Below are 17,067 nucleotides of genomic sequence, written 5' to 3' on the forward strand. Positions count from 1 at the left end.
CCCCGACCGCTCCCTCGGAGGGCGTGAGCCGGCTGCGGGCCGACGCCGTCACCCTCGGCTACGACGACCGTCCGGTCATCGAGGGGCTCACCGCGGCGATCCCCGACGGCTCGTTCACCGTGATCATCGGCCCCAACGCCTGCGGCAAGTCGACGCTCCTGCGCGGCCTCTCCCGCCTGCTCAAGCCCGGAGCGGGGCAGGTCGTGCTGGACGGCACGGAGATCAGGAGCCTGCCCGCCAAGGACGTCGCCCGCCGCCTCGGCCTGCTCCCGCAGTCGGCGATCGCGCCGGACGGCATCACGGTCGCCGATCTCGTGGCCCGCGGTCGCTACCCCCACCAGGGTCTGCTGCGGCAGTGGTCGACGGTCGACGAGCAGGCGGTCGCCGACGCGCTCGACGCGACCGGCACCCGCGGGCTGGCACCGCGCCGGGTCGACGAGCTGTCGGGCGGGCAGCGGCAGCGCGTCTGGGTCGCGATGGTGCTCGCCCAGCAGACCGACCTGCTGCTGCTCGACGAGCCGACCACCTTCCTCGACATCGCGCACCAGGTCGAGCTGATGGAGCTCTTCGCGCACCTGAACCGCACCGGGCGCACGATCGTCGCGGTGCTGCACGACCTCAACCACGCCGCGCGGTACGCCGACCACATCATCGCGATGCGCGACGGCCGCATCGTGGCCTCGGGTGCCCCGTCGGAGGTCGTCACCAGCTCCCGGGTCGAGGAGGTCTTCGACCTGCCCAACATCGTGATCGAGGACCCCGTCACGGGAGGGCCCCTCGTCGTGCCGCGCGGCGCACCCGTGACGGCCACCTCCGGGGCTCGACCGTGACCCCGCCTCCGGCGCAGGGACGGCCGTGGGAGTACAGCGCCTTCCCGGTCCGGGTCGCGCGCAAGGAGCAGCTCTCGCCGGGGTTCGTCCGCGTCACGCTCGCGGGGCCCGCGCTGCGCGACTTCGCGCCGTGGGGGCTGGACCAGCGCATCAAGCTCGTGCTGCCCATGGCAGACGGCTCCACGCCCGAGTTCGGCCTGCTGCAGCAGCCGACCCCCCACCCGAAGGTCTGGTACGCCCGCTGGAAGGCGCTTCCCGAGCACCGTCGCAACCCGCTGCGCACCTACACCCCGTCCGCGATCCGCCCCGAGGCCGCCGAGGTCGACGTCGACCTGTTCATCCACCAACCGGCGGGCCCCGCCTCGACGTGGGCGCTCACCTGCGCTCCCGGTGACGAGCTGGTCATCACCGGGCCCGACGTCCGCGCGGGATATACGGGATACGGCATCGCCTACACGCCGCCGTCGCCGCCCACGCGGTTGCTGCTCGTCGGCGACGAGTCGGCCCTGCCCGCGATCGGCAACATCCTCGCGGCACGACCCGCCGGGACCCCGGCCGACGTGCTGATCGAGCTCGCCGACCCCGCCGACGACATCCTCACGGCGACCGCCGACGCCCGCATTCACCTCGTCGAGCCGGACTCCGCCGGGGCGAGCGGGCTCGAGGCCGCGGTCGAGCGCTGGGCCACCGATCACGGGCGCGACGTCGTGGACGATCCGGGCGCGTACGTCTGGATCGCCGGGGAGTCGGGCACCACCACCCGCGTCCGTGCGCACCTGGTCGACCGGCTCGGGGTCGACAAGCGCCGCGTGGCGTTCCTCGGCTACTGGAGGCTCGGCGGACCGCTGGTCGGGTAGTCGGCCGGAGAACCCGCCGGCAGCCCTCACGCTCACCGCCTGTCACGCTCACCGCCCCTCACGTGCGCAGCGCCTCGGTGGGCGAGAGTCGGGCGGCGAGCATCGCGGGGTAGAGCCCTGCGAGCGCGCCGATCGCCATGGCTCCGACGAAGCCACCGGCCATCGCGACCACGGGGATGACCGGTGGCCAGCCCTGCAGCGCGGCGAAGCCGGCGGTCCCGAGACACCCGAGCAGCAGCCCGGCCGCGCCGCCGAGGGTGGACAGGGCGATCGCCTCGGTGACGAACTGGAGCCGGATGTCGAGCCGCGTGGCGCCCAGCGCCTGCCGCATGCCGATCTCGCGGCGGCGCTCCATCACGCTGACGATCATCGTGTTGGCGACGCCGATGCCACCGACCACCAGCGCGACCGCGGCCAGGCCGAGGAACAGGGCCGAGAACGTCCCTTGCGTCGCCCGCTTGGCCGCCAGCGCGTCCGAAGGTCGCGAGACGCTGATCATGCCGGCCAGCTCGGGCTCGAGCGTCGCCGGCAGCACGGCGCTGACGGCCTCCACCTGCGACTCCTCCGCGCGCAGGTAGACGACGGTGGGGTGCCCGTCCAGACCGAGGGACGCCTGGGCCGTCGACCAGTCGACGAGCGCCGCCTGGTCGAGCTCGGGGGCCAGCGGCGTCGGTGCCAGGACGCCGACGACCGTGAGCCAGGTGGAGCCCACCAGGACGCGCACGGGACGGGTGGGGTCGACGTGCGTGATGCCGAGCCACTCGGCGGCGCTGCTGCCCAGCACGACCGTCGGCAGCCCCGCGGGGGCCAGGAACGTCCCCGAGGCGACCGTGCCGCGCACGACCTCGACGAGGTCGGGCGTGGCCGCCAGCGCCACGATGCCGACCGTCTGGTTGGGATCGGCCAGATCAGTGCGCAGCACCCGCGCGCCCAGGTTCGCGACCGCCGAGGCGTCCTTGACCGGCCCGATGCGCCGCACCATGGCAGCAGCGTCGACCGGCAGTTTCGGAGGGTCGTCCGTGGCCGACGAGGCCTGGGCGACCAGGACGTCGGTGCCGAGGGCCGTCAGGCGGCGGTCGAGGTCGGCCTGCCCGCTGGCCGGGATGCCGGTCACGAGTGCGAGCGTCGCGATGCCGAGCGCGATGCCGGTCGCGCTCATGACGGCACGGCCCGGTCGCCGGGTCACCCCGAGCCAGCCCAGGGCGATGGCGTCGACGAGGCGCCTCATGCGCTCAGCCGTCCGTCGCAGATCTCGATGCAGCGCGAGAACGTCGCGGCGATCGCGGCGTCGTGGGTGATGAGCGCGATCGTGGTGCCGTCGGCGTTCAGCTCGCCGAACAGCTCGAGCACCGAGCGGCCGGTCCGCTGGTCGAGCGCTCCCGTCGGCTCGTCGGCCAGCAGCAGCGACGGCCGGTTCACGACCGCGCGGGCGATGCCGACGCGCTGCCGCTCCCCGCCCGAGAGCTCCTGCGGGCGGTGGGTGGCACGAGCGGCGAGCCCCACCCGGGCCAGCGCCTCGGCGGCCAGCGGGCGTCGCTCCCGCCGGGGGGTGCCGGTGTAGACCAGGCCCGTCGCGACGTTCTCGAGGGCCGTCAGGCGATCGTCGAGGTGCGCCTGCTGGAAGACGAAGCCGAGGTCGTGCGCGCGCAGCCGGCTGACGGCGGCATCGACCATCGACGTCGTCTCGTGCCCCGCGACGTGCACCGTGCCGGTGGTGGGACGGTCGAGCGTGCCCATGAGGTGCAGCAGCGTCGACTTGCCGGAGCCCGACGGGCCGATGATGGCCAGGTCGTCGCCGGCCTCGATGCGCAGGTCGACGTCGCGCAGCGCGTGGACCCCGCCGGGGTACTCCTTGCCCACGCCCTCGAGCAGCAGCACGCTCATCGCGCGACCACGACCTTCGCGCCCTGCTCGATGCCGGTCACCTCGACGTCGCCGTCGGCCACGAGGCCGAGGGTCACCGGCACCAGCGCTCCGCCGGGGCGCTCGAGCGCGTAGCCGCCGCCGGCGAGCGCCAGCAGCGCGCTGGCCGGCACGTGCAGGACGTCGCGGCGGGCCGCGATCACGAGCACGCCGGTGACGGGGGCGGCCGGTCCCAGGTCGGCCGTGCCGCGGGCGCGCACCGTGATCGGCGCGGAGACCGGTGCCCCCGACTGAGGATCCTCGACGGGCGAGCCGACGGCCGTCACGCGCGTCCGCACGGTCGTGCCGTCGGCGAGCGTCACCTCGACGGGACGTCCCACGGCGACCTCGACGCCCTGGGGGGCGTCGAGCGTCACCACCGACCGGGTGCTCGTCACGGTCAGGACGTCCGCGGCCGCCGGGCTGCCGACCGTCGCCGTCACGCCGGCCACCCGCAGCGTGCCGCGGCTGACCACGACGGTGTCGGGCCCGAGCACGCCGGTGCGCTCGCCGTCGTGATCGGCCTGCCACCGCTCGACCGCGGAGACCAGCGCCCCCGAGTAGACGGCACCGTCGGTCGGACCGCCGTAGTAGCCGAGGGCAGCCAAGTTCGTGGCCACCAGGTCGACGTCGTTGCCGCGCAGCGGACCGTCGGGGGATGGGTCGCCCCCCGAACCGACGTCGCCGTCCTTGTCGTGCGCGTCGCCCGAGGGCTTCTTCTCGTCGGATGACGTCGGTGGTGCCTGCGGGGGAGCGAGCTGGCGGTAGAGCGGCAGCGTGCCGTGGAACAGGGCGACGGGCTGGTCGTCCACGCGGTACAGCTGCTCGCCGCGCGCGACGGTGTCGCCAGGCGACGGCAGCCACGTGACGATGCCCTCGCCCGATCCGGTGATGGTGCGGGGGACGCTGTGGCCGACCCGGCCCGTCAGCCGCTGCTCCTGCCGGATCGTCCCCTTCTCGACCGTGACGGTGGGTCGTGCGGCGGTGCGCTTCTCGGCACGGTCGGGCCCGCGGTCGGACACGGCCCAGGCCGTCCCGCCGACGACCGTGACCGTGGCGGCCAGCGCGGCGACCCACACACGCGTGTTCACCGCTGGAACGAGGAGAGCAGGCAGCTCTTCTCGAGCTGGGAGGTGTCGTCCGGGACGGAGCGCCCTTCCTGGTACGTCCAGTCGAGGTTGTCGTCGTTGAGCAGCGTGACGTGCAGGCCGCCGTCGGCGAGGCACGCGACGTAGGCCAGCGACTGGTCGTGGAAGCGTGGATTGCTGCCGGACTCCAGCTCCACGGGCATGACGGGCAGCTTCGACAGGCAGGCCGCGCTTGCCGACGCGGGCACGGGGTCGCCGACGAACGGGCCGACGGGCTTGCCGTCCGCGCCCTCGCCGGCCGCCGCCGCCACGGAGCCGCTGTCGCCGCCGCGTCCGCCGTCGCCGGGCTTGATCTCGGGTGCCCCGTGGTCGATCAGGCACTGGCTGTAGGCCGACTGGATCGCCGTGCGGCGCTGGTCGGTGTCGTCGAGCCGGAACTGCGGACGTCCCTTCGTGGGGCCGGAGTCGTCGGACGGACCGTCGGAGGTGGCCGGCCGGTCCGTGGCCTGGGCCTGCGACGAGGCGGCCGGGTCGGGGACGTCGGCGACCCGAGCGGCGTCGGATCCAGACGAGCAGGCGGTCAGCAGGGCAGTCGCGGCGAGGGCCGCGCACAGGTGGATGAGCTTCATGGTCCCGAGGCTGTCGGGCAACTGTCAGGAACCTGTCAGGACAGTGTTCGCTGCCGGTCAGCGAACCTAGACTGGGCGCGTGTCGAGGATCCTGGTCGCCGAGGACGATCCCAAGCAGGCCGAGCTGATCCGGCGCTACGCTGTTGCCGAGGGGCACGTCGTCACCGTCGTCGGCGACGGCCGTGCCGCGGTCGACGAGGTGCGCCGGCACACCCCCGACCTGCTGGTGCTCGACGTCATGATGCCGCGGCTCGACGGCCTGGACGTCTGCCGGATCCTGCGCGGCTCGCCGGGTCTCGCGGACCTGCCGATCCTCGTGCTCACGGCGCGACGCGGCGAGGACGACCTGCTGACGGGGCTCGACCTCGGAGCCGACGACTACCTCACCAAGCCATACTCGCCGCGCGAGCTGATGGCCCGGTCGCGGGCGCTCCTGCGCCGTTCGCGGGTGTCGCCGGCCACGGCGTCGCGTCCGCTGACGGTCGGGGCCCTGACGATCACCCCGGCCACGCGGTCGGTCGTGTTCCGCGGCCTCGACGTCGAGTGCACCCCGGGCGAGTTCGCGCTGCTCGAGACGCTGGCGGGCGAGGCCGAGAGGGTCTTCACCCGCGACCAGCTGCTGCGGGCCGTCCACGGGCTCGACGCCTACGTGTCGCGGCGGACGGTCGACGTGCACGTCGCCAACCTGCGCAAGAAGCTCGACCCGAGCCTGATCCGCACCGCGTACGGCGTGGGCTACTCGATGTCGGTCCTGTGAGGGTCCCGTGGCACCGCTCCCTGTTCGTGCGCCTGTTCCTGCTCGGGGCGATCACGGCGCTGGTGGCCGTCGTGGCGGCGACCTGGGCGACGGCACGCTCGACGACCGTCGCGGTGCAGGAGCAGCAGCAGCAGTCGCTCGAGGCGGAGGCCGCGACCTACGACGCGCTGATGGGGTACGCGGCGACGCACCCGTCCTGGGACGGCGCTCAGCGCCTGGTCGACCGCCTGGCGTCCGCGTCGGGCCAGCCCGTGACCGTGACCGACCGGTCGGGCCGGGTGCTGGTGCGGTCGCAGGGGGCGCCGTCGCGCGCCCTCCCGCCGTCGTCGGCGCGTGCGGTGATCGACCCCCTGGACGTCGACGTCGCCCTGCTGTCGAGCGCGAGCCCGACGGCCACCGCCACGCCGACGCCCGAGCCGGCCAGCGTCCCCGGCGGCGGTGGCGGTCGGTGCTCCGACCCCGACGTGGTGGCGGAGTGCGCGCGCTACGAGGTCCCTGCCCGCAGCGCGGTCGATCCTCGTGCGGCGCGCCGGCTCGAGGACGGGGGCCGCGCCGAGTGGACGGCTGTCGTCGACGGCGCCGACAGCTGTCTCGCGGCAGCGGGCCTCGAACCGCTCCTGGCGCTGACGGACGAGTTCACGGCGCTCGTGCCGTACCGCACGTCACGCACCACGGTGGCGCGCTGCGTCGACTCCTCGCTGCGCGAGGTGCTGTCGACGTCCGTGGCGCCTCCGGCCCTGCTGATGACCGGGTCGGCCAGCGCCGCCCCGTCCGTGCTGTGGGACCTGTCAGGCGGCGCGCGGCTGCGCATCGGCCTGCTGGCCGCGCTCGTGCTGGTCGTGACACTGGCGCTGTCGGCCCTGCTGGCCGGCCACGTGGTCCGTCCGCTGCGCGGCATGGCGACGGCCGCGCGCCGCGCCGGCGACGGCGACCTGAGCGCACGGGTGCCCGCCGACCGCCGCGCCGACGAGGTCGGCGAGCTCGCCCGCGCCTTCAACGCGATGGCCGACCGGCGTGAGCGGTCCGAGGACGCCCGGCGCCGGCTGGTCTCCGACGTCTCCCACGAGCTGCGCACCCCGATCGCCAACGTCCGGGGCTGGCTGGAGGCGGCCCAGGACGGGCTCGCGACGCTCGACCGTCAGCTCATCGACTCCCTGCACGAGGAGACGCTGCACCTGCAGCGGCTGACCGACGACCTGCACGACCTCGCCCTCGCCGAGGCGGGCGAGCTGCGGCTGTCGCCGGTGACCATCGACCTCGCCGAGATGCTCGCGCAGGTCGCCGCCTCGTTCCCGTCACCGCGTCTCTCGGTGGTCTGCCAGCCGGACGCGACGATCTGGGCCGATCCGGTCAGGATGCGCCAGGTGGTGCTCAACCTGCTGGCCAACGCCCTGCGCCACACGCCCGACGACGGCAAGGTCGTGCTGGCCGGGGCACCGGGCACGATCACGGTGACCGACACGGGCGAGGGCATCCCGGCCGACGACCTGCCGCACGTCTTCGACCGGTTCCGGCGGGTCGACCCGTCGCGCACCCGCGCCACGGGCGGCACCGGCCTGGGCCTGGCGATCGTCAAGCAGATCGTCGACGCGCACGGTGGAAGCGTCACGATCGACTCCGTGGTGGGGGAGGGGACGACCGTGACGGTGCGCATCCCGGTGCGTGACGAGGTCTGACCTCAGGCGTCGAGGCCGAGGTCCTTGCGCAGCTTGGCGACGTGACCCGTGGCCTTGACGTTGTACTGGGCCACCTGCACGGTGCCGTCCTCGACGACGAACGTCGAGCGGATGACGCCCTGCACGACCTTGCCGTAGAGCTTCTTCTCGCCGAAGGCGCCCCACGCGGTGAGCACCTCCTTGTCGGGGTCGGACAGCAGCGTGATCGTGAGGCCGTCGCGCTCGCGGAACTTCGCCAGCTTCTCGGGCTTGTCGGGCGAGATGCCCAGCACGGTGTAGCCCTCGGCCTGCAGGCGGTCGATGGAGTCGCTGAAGTCGCAGGCCTGCTTGGTGCAGCCCGGTGTCATCGCCGCGGGGTAGAAGTACACGATGACCTTGCCCGTCTGCTCCGACAGCGTGACCGGCTGACCGGTGTCGTCGGTGAGGGTGAAGTCGGGTGCGGCGTCGCCTGGCTGCAGTCGGGTCGTCATGCGGACTATCCTGACGTACGTGTGCGGGTCACCGGCCCGCACCTCCGTGAACGTCCGAGATGAGCGAGGCACCACGTGGCGAACGCCAAACCCGATGATCTGGTCGACGAGATCGATGAGATCCGCGATCGCCTGGCCGACACGGTCGACGCCCTGATCGACCGGACCAACCCCAAGAACATCGCGCGCCGCAGCCTGGCCGACCTCAAGGCCCGCTTCGTCGACGAGACCGGCTCGCCGCGCCTCGAGACGATCGGCCCGCTCGTGGGCGGTGCGATCGTGGTCATCGCGGGCATCGTCGTGGTCCGCCGACTGCTGCGCTGACCATGCCGAGCCGGATGCCGGTCGTCTCGTGAGCTCGTCCCGCGACGTCCCGCTGCGACGCATCCGCCTGCGGCGTCCGGAGGTGAGCCTCGAGGACCGTCTGCGGCTCGTCCGCAAGCGGTGGCGTCTGCTGCTGCGGCTCAGCGTCTCGACGGCGCTGGCGTTCTTCATCTCGACGCACCTGCTGGGGCACTCGCAGGCCTTCTTCGCACCCATCTCGGCCGTCATCGTCATCGTCGCCGGTGCGGGCGTGCGGGCGCGCACCCTGTTCGAGCTGGTGTGCGGGGTGGCGCTGGGGGTGCTGGTCGGCGAGATCCTGATCCTCACGATCGGCCGCGGCACCTGGCAGATCGCGCTGGTGGTCGTGCTGACCGTCGTCATCAGCACGCTCGTGGGCATCAAGGGTCTGGCGCTGACGCAGGCCGCCAACTCGGCCGTGCTGCTGGCCGCGGTGGTGCCGGCCGCCAACGCCGGCAACCCCGCCGTCACCCGCTTCCTCGACGCCTTCATCGGCGGGTGCTGCGGCCTGGCCATGATCCTGCTGGTGCCGCGCAACCCCGTGCGCGACATCGACACCGAGACGCAGGAGCTGCTGCGCCGGCTGTCCGCGGTGCTCTCGCGGTGCGCCGAGGCGATGCGGCTGGCCGACGCCGACCTGGCCGAGAAGGCCCTCGCCGAGGCGCGGGCGATGCAGCCCGACCTGCAGGCGCTCGAGTCGACGGCCGTCAACGTCACCGAGATCGCCAAGATGTCGCCGATGCGCTGGAAGCAGCGCGACCACCTCGACCTCTACGTCGGTGCGGTCAGGGACCTCGACAACGCGATCCGCGACGCCCGCGTGCTGGCCCGGCGCACCTCGGCGATGCTGCGCCACGGCGAGGCGGCACCCGCCGACATGCACCTGGCGATCGACTGCCTGGCCCGGGCCGTCGAGATCTTCGCCGACGACCTGTCGGAGCACGACGACTTCGCCGAGGCTCGCGAGCAGCTGGTCGAGGCCGCGCGCATCGCGGTGACGGCGCTGCCCGCCGCGATGACGATGAACTCCGCGGCGATCGCGGCCCAGGTGCGCTCGCTCGCCGCCGACCTGCTCTACGCCAGCGGCGCGACCCGCGACGAGATCGACCACAGCCTCGACTTCGACTGAGCGAGACCCGAGCGAGCTCTGCGAGCGACCGGTCGAGCTGGTCGAGGTGTGAGCGAGCTCTGCGAGCGAGCCTCGAATACCGGTGAGCGATCAGGCTCGCGGGGTGAGCTCGCTCAGCCCTCGGCGAACCCCGGCAGGGACTCCTCGAGGATCGCGCGGAACGGGGCGGTGGCGCCCAGCTGGCTGAGCACGCCGATGCCCCCGATCCACACCCGGTGGATCAGCAGGTACTGCGGCGGCAGGTTGATCTTCATCGCCGTGCCCATGCCCTCGGCGGTGGGGGCACTGACGCGCAGGGTCTGCTCGCGCATCCACTCGCGGCTGAACGTGAACCGCTCGACCCGGGCCGGCTCGACGAACGGGCCGATGTAGCGGGCGATCGTGTCGGCATCGAGATCGGTCTTCGACTTCAGGAACCCCTCGTCGCGCAGCCCTCCGAGGACGCTGTCGTAGTCGCCGTCGACGGCGTGCCGCAGCAGGCGTCCCATCGAGACGGGCAGGCCCTCCGGCAGTCGGGCCACGGCTCCGAAGTCGACGACGCCGAGCTTGCCGTCGGGCATGATGCGGAAGTTGCCGGGGTGCGGGTCGGCGTGCAGCATGCCGGCCCGGCGCGGGCCGGCGAACAGGAACCGGACGTACGCCTCGCCATAGCGATCGCGCTCGTCCTGGGTGCCGGAGGTGATGACGTGCGCGAGCGACGAGTCGCTCTCGAGCCACGTCGACACCAGGGCGCGCTCGGTGTGCGCGACGGGCTCGGGCACGACGATGTCGCTGTCGCCGTTGAACTCGGCGGCGAAGAGCCCCTGGGCGCTGGCCTCGAGGCTGTAGTCGAGCTCTTCGGCCACCCGGTCCTGCAGCTCCTTGACGAGCGGCTTGACGTCGAGACCCGGGGCGATGACGCCGAACAGGCGCGCCAGGCGCGAGATCTGCTTGAGGTCGGAGATCAGCGCCTTGGCCGCGCCGGGGTACTGCAGCTTGACGGCGACCTCGCGCCCGTCGTGCCACGTGGCGCGGTGCACCTGCCCGATGGACGCCGATGCGGCGGGGCGGTCGGCGAACGTCGGGAAGCTGTCGCGCCAGTCGGGGCCGAACTCCTCAGCCATGACCCGGTGGACGGTGCCGGGGGGCATGGGAGGAGCGGAGTCCTGCAGCTTGACCAGCGTCTCGCGGTAGGGCCCGATGAATTCCTCGGGCAGCGCCGCCTCGAAGATGCTCATGGCCTGACCGAACTTCATGGCCCCGCCCTTGAGCTGACCGAGGACGCTGAAGATCTGGTCTGCGGTGCGCCGCTGCACCTCGTCGAGCACGAGGTTGGCGGGGGTGCCGACGATGCGCTTGCCGAGGCCGAGCGTCGTCCGTCCGGCAAAGCCCACCGGGAGGGATGCGAGTCGCGCGGTGCGGGCGAACGTGCTCGAGCTGATCGGGCGGCCGGTCTGCCGGCGGTCCTGGTCGGGATCCTTCTCGAACTTGTCGGACACCTCGTCAGGATAGTCCGCATCGGGCACTATGCCGCGCTGAGCAGCGCGCACGTGCAACGGTGGTGGAAGGCGACGGGCCACACGTCGCGGTGGTCGTGCTCCGGTCCGACGACCAGGCAGCGTCCGGCTGTGCGCAGGGGCCGCTCGTCGAGCAGGGCGACGACCTCGGCCGCGATCTCGACCGCCGCGGCGTGCAGCGCCAGGCCGGGCAGGCCGGACGGCTGCGCGGTGGGTAGCCGGCGGCCCAGCTGCGGCACGATGGCCGACCAGGCGGGGTCCCAGTCGGCACGGTGCAGGTCGTGGCACGTGATGCACGGCGTGAGCCCGGGCCGCACGAAGGGCCCGACGCGCACCCGGTCCTCGTCGATCACGACAGGCAGGTGGTCGAGGCCCAGCTGAGAGGCCTTCTCGAAGACCGACCGGGCGGCCTCGCCGTGGGACACGATCACCAGCACCTCGGGATCGGTCGACGCGACGTCGTGGATGCCGGACGAGGCGAGGACCGCGTGCGTGGCGGCGACCAGCTGGGAGGTCGCGCCGGAGAAGATGAAGCCGACGGGGCGGTGCGAGCGCGGCCGCCGTCCGGCCTCGGCCGCGGCTGCGTCGACCACCGCTCCCACGGCACGCAGGTGGGTCAGCAGGTCGCCGAGGTCGGCGGCGAGGTGGGGGATGTCGCGGGCCACGATCGCCTCGATGCGGGCGAAATCGCGCACCCCGTCGAGGAGCCGGAGCAGCTCGGCCAGGCCCGGTCGGTCGGCCAGGACGATGCCCGGTGCCGTGCCGACCTGCAGGTGCCGAGCGTCGCGGCGCACCAGGACGGCGCCGGGTCGCAGCACGGGGCGGAAGGACATGCCGACAGCCTGGTGCGGCGGACCTCCGGCCGCCAACCGCTCGTCCACAGCGACACGACGCGCGTGGCGCGCGTCGTCATGGACGGTGCAATGGCGACGGTGACGCGTACGCTGAGAGTGACCAGCATCACATTCTCAGGAGGCTGCAATGTCGGAAACGTGGAGCGGCGAGTTCTACTGCGTCAAGTGCAAGGACAAGCGCGAGACGAGCGGTGAGGTGCAGGTGAGCGACAAGGGCACGCGGATGGCCAAGGGCATCTGTCCGGTGTGCGGCACCAAGCTCAACCGCATCCTCGGCAAGGCCTGATCTGCGGACGCGAGAGAGGGGCTCTCGCCGACGCTTGCCTTCCCCTGCGAGCGTCGCGCGAGAGCCCTGTCGTCGTGACCGTAGGGGTGTGCCACCCATTCGTCAACCGACTTCACCGAACTGTTGTCCACGCTTGTGGATAACGCTGGGGACAAGCTGTGGGGCGCGCCGAGGAGCGTGTGGACGACGACGTGCACAAGCTGTGGAGAAGCTGGGGATGAACATGTTCGAAACCCTCTGACCTGCGGTGATGAGGCATCACCACTGTGGAGAACATCCAGAATCAGCACCCGGTAGATTGCTGGTGTGGCCACGGTGGAGATCCGACGCAGCACGCGTCGCAAGCGCACCGTCCGTGCCTATCGCGAGGGCGACACGATCATCGTGCTGATGCCCGCGCACCTGCCGAAGTCCGTCGAGGACGAGCACGTCCGCACGCTGGTCACGCGGCTCGAGCAGCGCGAGCAGCGCGCACGCCCGAGCGACGACGAGCTGCTCGGGCGGGCGGGCGAGCTGTCGCGCGCCTGGCTCGACGGGGCAGCCGTCCCGTCGTCGGTGCGCTGGGTCACCACCATGGAGAAGCGCTGGGGGTCGTGCTCGAGCGACGACCGCAGCATCCGGCTGTCCCACCGCCTGAAGGGCATGCCGTCGTACGTGGTCGACTACGTGCTGCTGCACGAGCTGGCTCACCTGATCGAGCCCAATCACAGCGCCCGGTTCTGGGCGCTGGTCGACGTGCACCCGCAGGCGGCGAAGGCTAAGGGCTTCCTCGAAGGCGTCTCGTGGCAGCAGCGATGAGGTCGCGGACCGACTGATCGACGTCGGGCAGGTCGTCGAGGCCGAACCACGCGAGGTCGGCCGACTCCTCGCTGATGACCTCGCGGGCACCCGGCGGGGCGACGGCGACGTACTGCACGTCGAGGTGGTGGGAGGGGCGGATCGGTCCGCACGACGGCACCTCGTGCAGCGAGAGCAGGACGGGGACGGCGTCGAGGGCCAGGTCGGGGATGCCGCTCTCCTCGCGGCCCTCGCGCTGAGCGGCGCCGACCAGGGTGGTGTCGTCGGGCTCGCAGTGGCCGCCGGTCTGCAGCCACCGACCGATGCGGCGGTGCAGCGTCAGCAGCACCTGCTGGGCGTCGGCCGACACGATCAGCGCGCTCGCGGTGAGGTGGTCGGGGTGGCAGTCGCGACTCATCGCGTCGGGATGGCGCTCGAGGTGCGCGAGATAGAGCTGCCTGAGCCGGTCCTGCTCGGCGTCGGGTGCAGGCCAAGCGGTGAGGACGTCGTGCGCGTCGGCGCGCAGCGTCACTCCTTGCCGTCCTGGTCGTCCGGGTCGGTGCCGTCGAGCAGCTCGCCGAGGGCGGCGTCGAAGTCGTCGTCGCTCTGCGAGCGCTTCTCGCCCTGCGCGAAGCCCAACGGGTCGTCGAGGTCGGACGCGTCGGGCATCAGGTCGGGGTGGCTCCACACGGCGTCGCGGGCCTCGGGGCCCTGACGGTCGCGGATCGCGGCCCACAACGAGGTCGCCTCGCGCAGCTTGCGGGGGCGCAGCTCGAGCCCCACGAGCGCGGCGAACGTCTGCTCGGCGGGGCCGCCGGTGGCCCGGCGGCGGCGCATGGCCTCGGCCAGGGGAGTCGCGGCGGGCATGCGGCCGGCGGTGGCCTGGGCCACGACCTCGTCGACCCAGCCCTCGATGAAGGCCAGGAGTGTCTCGAGACGGTCGAGCGCGCGCTGCTGCTCGGCCGTGCGCTCGGGCTCGAACAGCCCGCCGGCGAGCGCCTGCTGGATGTCTTCGGGTCGCGAGGGGTCGAGGCCGCGCATCTGCGACTCGATGGCCTCGACATCGATGCGGGTGCCTCGGCCGTACTCCTCGATCGCGCCGACCAGGGCGGACCGCAGCCAGGGTGAGTGCTGGAAGAGACGGTGGTGGGCGCACTCGCGCAGCACGATGTAGAGCAGCACGTCGGAGGCCGGGTGCTCCAGCCCCTGGCCGAACGCCTCGACGCCCGACGGGATGACGGCCGCGACGCGCTCGCGTCCGAGCGGCAGGCCGATGTCGGTCGACGACACGACCTCGCCGGCCAGCCCGCCGAGTGCCTGACCGACCTGCTGGCCGAACATCGCGCCGCCGGCCTGCGACAGCATGCCCATGAGCGGACCGGCCATCGCCTTGGCCTCGTCGGGCAGCGCATCGCCCATGGCCGTGACGACGTGCTGCGCGATCGGCTCGACGAGCTGCTGCCACGTCTCGGAGGTGGCCTCGATCCACTCGGCCTTGCTCCACGCCGTCGCGGTGGTGGCGCCGGCCGGGAACGAGGTGGCGGTGTCGAGCCACGACTCGGCCAGCCGCGCGGCGTCGTCGACGGCGCCCTGCTGGGCGGCGTTGGGGCTCGGGTCGGGGCCGGCCGCGGCCAGCGTCTGGCGGGCGACGTCCTTGGCCAGGTCGAAGTTGACGCTGCCCTCGTGCGGCGCGAACATGCGCTGCATCTGACCCATGATCTGGTTCATGTCGATCTGACCGCTCGAGAACGCCCCGAAGATCTGCTCCATCGGGGTGCCCTTGAAGGGGTTCTGAGCGTCGTCCTTGTCGTCATCGGCCATGGCACCACAGTACCGAGTGGTGCCGCCGAAACCCCGGGCTCGCTGTTCGCCCTACGATGAATCCACCGGCTCAGAGAGGAAACCGTGACTGCCGTACGACTGGTCGACATCCGCGACACGCCCCTGAGCCTGGACGAGGTGTACGCGGCGGTCAGCGATCCGGCTGCCGGCGGCATCTGCGTCTTCGTCGGCACGGTGCGCGACCACGACGGCGGTCAGGCCGTCAGCGCGCTGGGCTACTCGTCCCACCCCACCGCCGTCGACCGCCTGCGCGAGGTGGCCGAGCGCATCGCGGGGGAGTGCGACGTCGTGGCGCTGGCCGGCGTGCACCGCGTGGGCGACCTCGACATCGGCGACCTCGCCGTGGTGGTGGGTGCCTCGGCCGCGCACCGGGCCGACGCCTTCGAGGCGTGCCGGCGGCTGATCGACGAGCTCAAGACCGACGTGCCCGTCTGGAAGCACCAGACCTTCGCGTCGGGCGACGCCGAGTGGGTGCACCCGCACTAGACGCGGGTGGGCCGCTGGTTGGCCCGACTCACTAGGATTCCCCTGTGTCCGACCCCACGCGGCTGAGCCGTCGCTACTCGACGATGGTCGTGGCGACGATCTCCCTCATCGTGCTGACGTGCGCGGCCTACCTCATCCCGATGCCGTACGTGACGATGCGTCCCGGCCCGGCGTTCAACACCCTCGGCCAGTTCGACGACAAGGACATGTTCACCTTCGGCCAGGGCGTCAAGACGTATCCGACGAGCGGCGCGCTCGACTTCACGACCGTCTCGGTGACCCGTGCCGACACCCGCCTGTCGCTGGCCGACGCCGTCCGCGCCTACTTCGACCGCGACGTGGCCGTGGTGCCGAAGTCGCTGGTCTACCCCGACAACCAGACCGCCAAGCAGTCGACGGCCGTCTCGGCCGCACAGCTCGATGGCTCGAAGGACTCGTCGCGGGTGGCCGCGCTGCGGGCCGCGGGGTACACCGTCACCGGACGCCCGCAGGTCGCCGCGCTGGTGCCGGGCGGTGCTGCCGCGAAGCTGCTGAAGGTCGGCGACGTCATCACGCAGGTCGACGGCACGAAGGTCGCCAGCTCCGAGGAGGCGGTCGCCGCGATCGCCACCAAGACACCCGGGCAGCCGGTCGCCGTCACGGTCGAGCGCGGCGGCAGGACCCAGACGATCGAGGTCACGACGCGCGCCGACGAGCGCGATCCCAAGGTGCCGCGCATCGGCGTCTCGCTGGGCACCAAGTACACCTACCCGATCCAGATCGACAACAACGTCGGCCGCGAGATCGGCGGCCCGAGCGCGGGCACGATGTTCGCGCTGGCCATCTACGACAAGCTCACCCCCGGCGAGCTCACGGGCGGCAGGAAGATCGCCGGCACCGGCGAGATGAGCGCCGACGGCGTCGTCGGTCCCATCGGTGGCATCCGCCAGAAGATGCGCGGCGCCGCCAACGCCGGGGCGTCGATCTTCCTGGTCCCGCAGGCCAACTGCTCCGAGGCGCTCGACGGCGACGACGACGGCCTGAAGCTCGTCAAGATCACTCAGCTCTCCGATGCGATCTCGTCGCTGAAGGCGCTGGCCGACGACCCCGACGCGAAGGTTCCCGCATGCAGCTGATGCCCGACTCGCCCCTGCGCCGTGCCGCCCTCGAGGTCGAGGCGTACGTCGGCGCCGAGGGGTGGGACCAGTCCCCGCGGCTCTTCGCGCTCGTCCCGACCGCCGACCTGATCGCGCGTGAGCCTGCGCTCGCCGACCAGCTGTCGTCCGACCTGGACGGCATCACGCCCGTCGAGCAGGAGCTCGACCCCACCCGCGAGCTCGAGGACCTGCTCACCGAGATCGAGTGGCCCGACGCCGTCATCGGCTGCGCGGCCGTCATCGAGCGCATCATGCTGCCGCCCGAGGCCGAGGAGTCCCTGCCGGACGACCCCGAGGCCCTGGTCGCCGCGGCCGCCGCGCACCCCGACCGGCAGGAGGTGCGCCTCGTGGCTGCCGTCACCCGCGACGGCCGCTCGCACAGCGCCGTCCGCGCTCGTCAGCCTCTCGAGGCCGAGCTGCTGGAGGGCCCCGACCTCGTCCCCGGCCTGATCGAGCACCTCCGCGGCACGCTGACCGCGGCCCCTTGACCTAGAGTCTTAAGCCACCCCT

General features: G+C 72.6%; 20 protein-coding genes. 11 read left to right on the forward strand and 9 right to left on the reverse strand.

All coding sequences use genetic code 11. The features are described 5' to 3' along the window. Positions 1-23 precede the first annotated feature (23 nt). Both DX116_RS18275 and DX116_RS18280 read left to right on the forward strand, forming a co-directional pair. On the forward strand, positions 24-830 hold the full coding sequence (locus DX116_RS18275; protein WP_119705743.1) for an ABC transporter ATP-binding protein: 807 nt from the start codon (positions 24-26) through the stop codon (positions 828-830). Beyond that, positions 827-1,687, forward strand: a complete 861-nt coding sequence (locus tag DX116_RS18280) for a siderophore-interacting protein (protein WP_119705744.1) — start codon at positions 827-829, stop codon at positions 1,685-1,687. Before DX116_RS18275 ends, DX116_RS18280 begins: the two co-directional genes overlap by 4 nt. Positions 1,688-1,745: 58 nt before the next feature. Here the strand turns inward: DX116_RS18280 and DX116_RS18285 are convergent, their stop codons facing one another. From DX116_RS18285 to DX116_RS20005, 4 genes are read right to left on the reverse strand one after another with little or no spacing between them, the layout of a single operon-like run. Next, positions 1,746-2,915 (reverse strand): ABC transporter permease, encoded by a 1,170-nt coding sequence (locus DX116_RS18285; protein ID WP_119705745.1) that lies wholly within the window; start codon positions 2,913-2,915, stop codon positions 1,746-1,748. Beyond that, on the reverse strand, positions 2,912-3,571 hold the full coding sequence (locus DX116_RS18290) for an ABC transporter ATP-binding protein (protein WP_119705746.1): 660 nt from the start codon (positions 3,569-3,571) through the stop codon (positions 2,912-2,914). Before DX116_RS18290 ends, DX116_RS18285 begins: the two co-directional genes overlap by 4 nt. Then, a complete protein-coding gene (locus DX116_RS20000; RefSeq protein WP_158592035.1) occupies positions 3,568-4,680 on the reverse strand; it encodes a peptidoglycan-binding protein in 1,113 nt (370 codons plus the stop codon). Before DX116_RS20000 ends, DX116_RS18290 begins: the two co-directional genes overlap by 4 nt. Beyond that, a complete protein-coding gene (locus tag DX116_RS20005; RefSeq protein WP_158592036.1) occupies positions 4,677-5,306 on the reverse strand; it encodes a hypothetical protein in 630 nt (209 codons plus the stop codon). Before DX116_RS20005 ends, DX116_RS20000 begins: the two co-directional genes overlap by 4 nt. Positions 5,307-5,385: 79 nt before the next feature. Here DX116_RS20005 and DX116_RS18300 point away from each other — a divergent pair, with 79 nt between their 5' ends. After that, complete coding sequence (locus DX116_RS18300; RefSeq protein ID WP_199716160.1) at positions 5,386-6,063, forward strand: response regulator transcription factor; 678 nt, start codon at positions 5,386-5,388, stop codon at positions 6,061-6,063. Further along, entirely contained in the window at positions 6,060-7,739 is a 1,680-nt protein-coding gene (locus tag DX116_RS18305; RefSeq protein WP_119705748.1) for a sensor histidine kinase, read from the forward strand. The genes DX116_RS18300 and DX116_RS18305 overlap by 4 nt, the downstream gene beginning before the upstream one ends. Before the next feature lie 2 nt (positions 7,740-7,741). Here DX116_RS18305 and bcp read toward each other — a convergent pair whose 3' ends face one another. After that, on the reverse strand, positions 7,742-8,209 hold the full coding sequence (gene bcp / locus DX116_RS18310; protein WP_119705749.1) for a thioredoxin-dependent thiol peroxidase: 468 nt from the start codon (positions 8,207-8,209) through the stop codon (positions 7,742-7,744). Between the two features lie 75 nt (positions 8,210-8,284). Here bcp and DX116_RS18315 point away from each other — a divergent pair, with 75 nt between their 5' ends. Beyond that, entirely contained in the window at positions 8,285-8,533 is a 249-nt protein-coding gene (locus DX116_RS18315; protein ID WP_119705750.1) for a DUF3618 domain-containing protein, read from the forward strand. Positions 8,534-8,561: 28 nt separating this feature from the next. After that, positions 8,562-9,680, forward strand: coding sequence for an FUSC family protein (locus tag DX116_RS18320; RefSeq protein ID WP_158592037.1), 1,119 nt, complete (start codon positions 8,562-8,564; stop codon positions 9,678-9,680). Positions 9,681-9,793: 113 nt separating this feature from the next. On the opposite strand, the gene DX116_RS18325 is transcribed toward DX116_RS18320, so the two are convergent. Next, on the reverse strand, positions 9,794-11,158 hold the full coding sequence (locus DX116_RS18325) for an ABC1 kinase family protein (protein WP_233556941.1): 1,365 nt from the start codon (positions 11,156-11,158) through the stop codon (positions 9,794-9,796). Between the two features lie 26 nt (positions 11,159-11,184). Further along, positions 11,185-12,009 (reverse strand): hypothetical protein, encoded by an 825-nt coding sequence (locus DX116_RS18330; RefSeq protein WP_147393719.1) that lies wholly within the window; start codon positions 12,007-12,009, stop codon positions 11,185-11,187. A 148-nt stretch (positions 12,010-12,157) separates the two neighbouring features. Here DX116_RS18330 and DX116_RS20185 point away from each other — a divergent pair, with 148 nt between their 5' ends. After that, positions 12,158-12,316, forward strand: coding sequence for a DUF5679 domain-containing protein (locus DX116_RS20185; protein ID WP_199716161.1), 159 nt, complete (start codon positions 12,158-12,160; stop codon positions 12,314-12,316). 306 nt (positions 12,317-12,622) lie between these two features. Continuing rightward, on the forward strand, positions 12,623-13,114 hold the full coding sequence (locus DX116_RS18335; RefSeq protein ID WP_233556943.1) for a M48 family metallopeptidase: 492 nt from the start codon (positions 12,623-12,625) through the stop codon (positions 13,112-13,114). On the opposite strand, the gene DX116_RS18340 is transcribed toward DX116_RS18335, so the two are convergent. Together DX116_RS18340 and DX116_RS18345 are read right to left on the reverse strand one after the other, a co-directional pair. Continuing rightward, positions 13,074-13,625, reverse strand: a complete 552-nt coding sequence (locus tag DX116_RS18340; protein WP_119705753.1) for an NUDIX hydrolase — start codon at positions 13,623-13,625, stop codon at positions 13,074-13,076. The two genes, DX116_RS18335 and DX116_RS18340, sit on opposite strands and share 41 nt — an antisense overlap. Further along, positions 13,622-14,914: a zinc-dependent metalloprotease gene (locus DX116_RS18345; RefSeq protein WP_119705754.1), complete on the reverse strand. Its 1,293-nt coding sequence runs from the start codon at positions 14,912-14,914 to the stop codon at positions 13,622-13,624. The genes DX116_RS18340 and DX116_RS18345 overlap by 4 nt, the downstream gene beginning before the upstream one ends. An 84-nt stretch (positions 14,915-14,998) precedes the next feature. On the opposite strand from DX116_RS18345, the gene DX116_RS18350 reads away from it, so the two are divergent. From DX116_RS18350 to DX116_RS18360, 3 genes are read left to right on the forward strand one after another with little or no spacing between them, the layout of a single operon-like run. Then, entirely contained in the window at positions 14,999-15,421 is a 423-nt protein-coding gene (locus DX116_RS18350) for a molybdenum cofactor biosynthesis protein MoaE (protein WP_199716162.1), read from the forward strand. A 44-nt stretch (positions 15,422-15,465) separates the two neighbouring features. Further along, entirely contained in the window at positions 15,466-16,536 is a 1,071-nt protein-coding gene (locus DX116_RS18355; RefSeq protein ID WP_119705756.1) for a YlbL family protein, read from the forward strand. Further along, positions 16,527-17,045 carry a PPA1309 family protein gene (locus DX116_RS18360; protein ID WP_119705757.1) on the forward strand — a complete coding sequence of 173 codons (519 nt, stop codon included), beginning with the start codon at positions 16,527-16,529 and terminating at the stop codon, positions 17,043-17,045. The genes DX116_RS18355 and DX116_RS18360 overlap by 10 nt, the downstream gene beginning before the upstream one ends. Positions 17,046-17,067 lie beyond the last annotated feature (22 nt).

This window comes from Aeromicrobium endophyticum (genome assembly GCF_003586285.1).
Lineage (GTDB): Bacteria > Actinomycetota > Actinomycetes > Propionibacteriales > Nocardioidaceae > Aeromicrobium > Aeromicrobium endophyticum.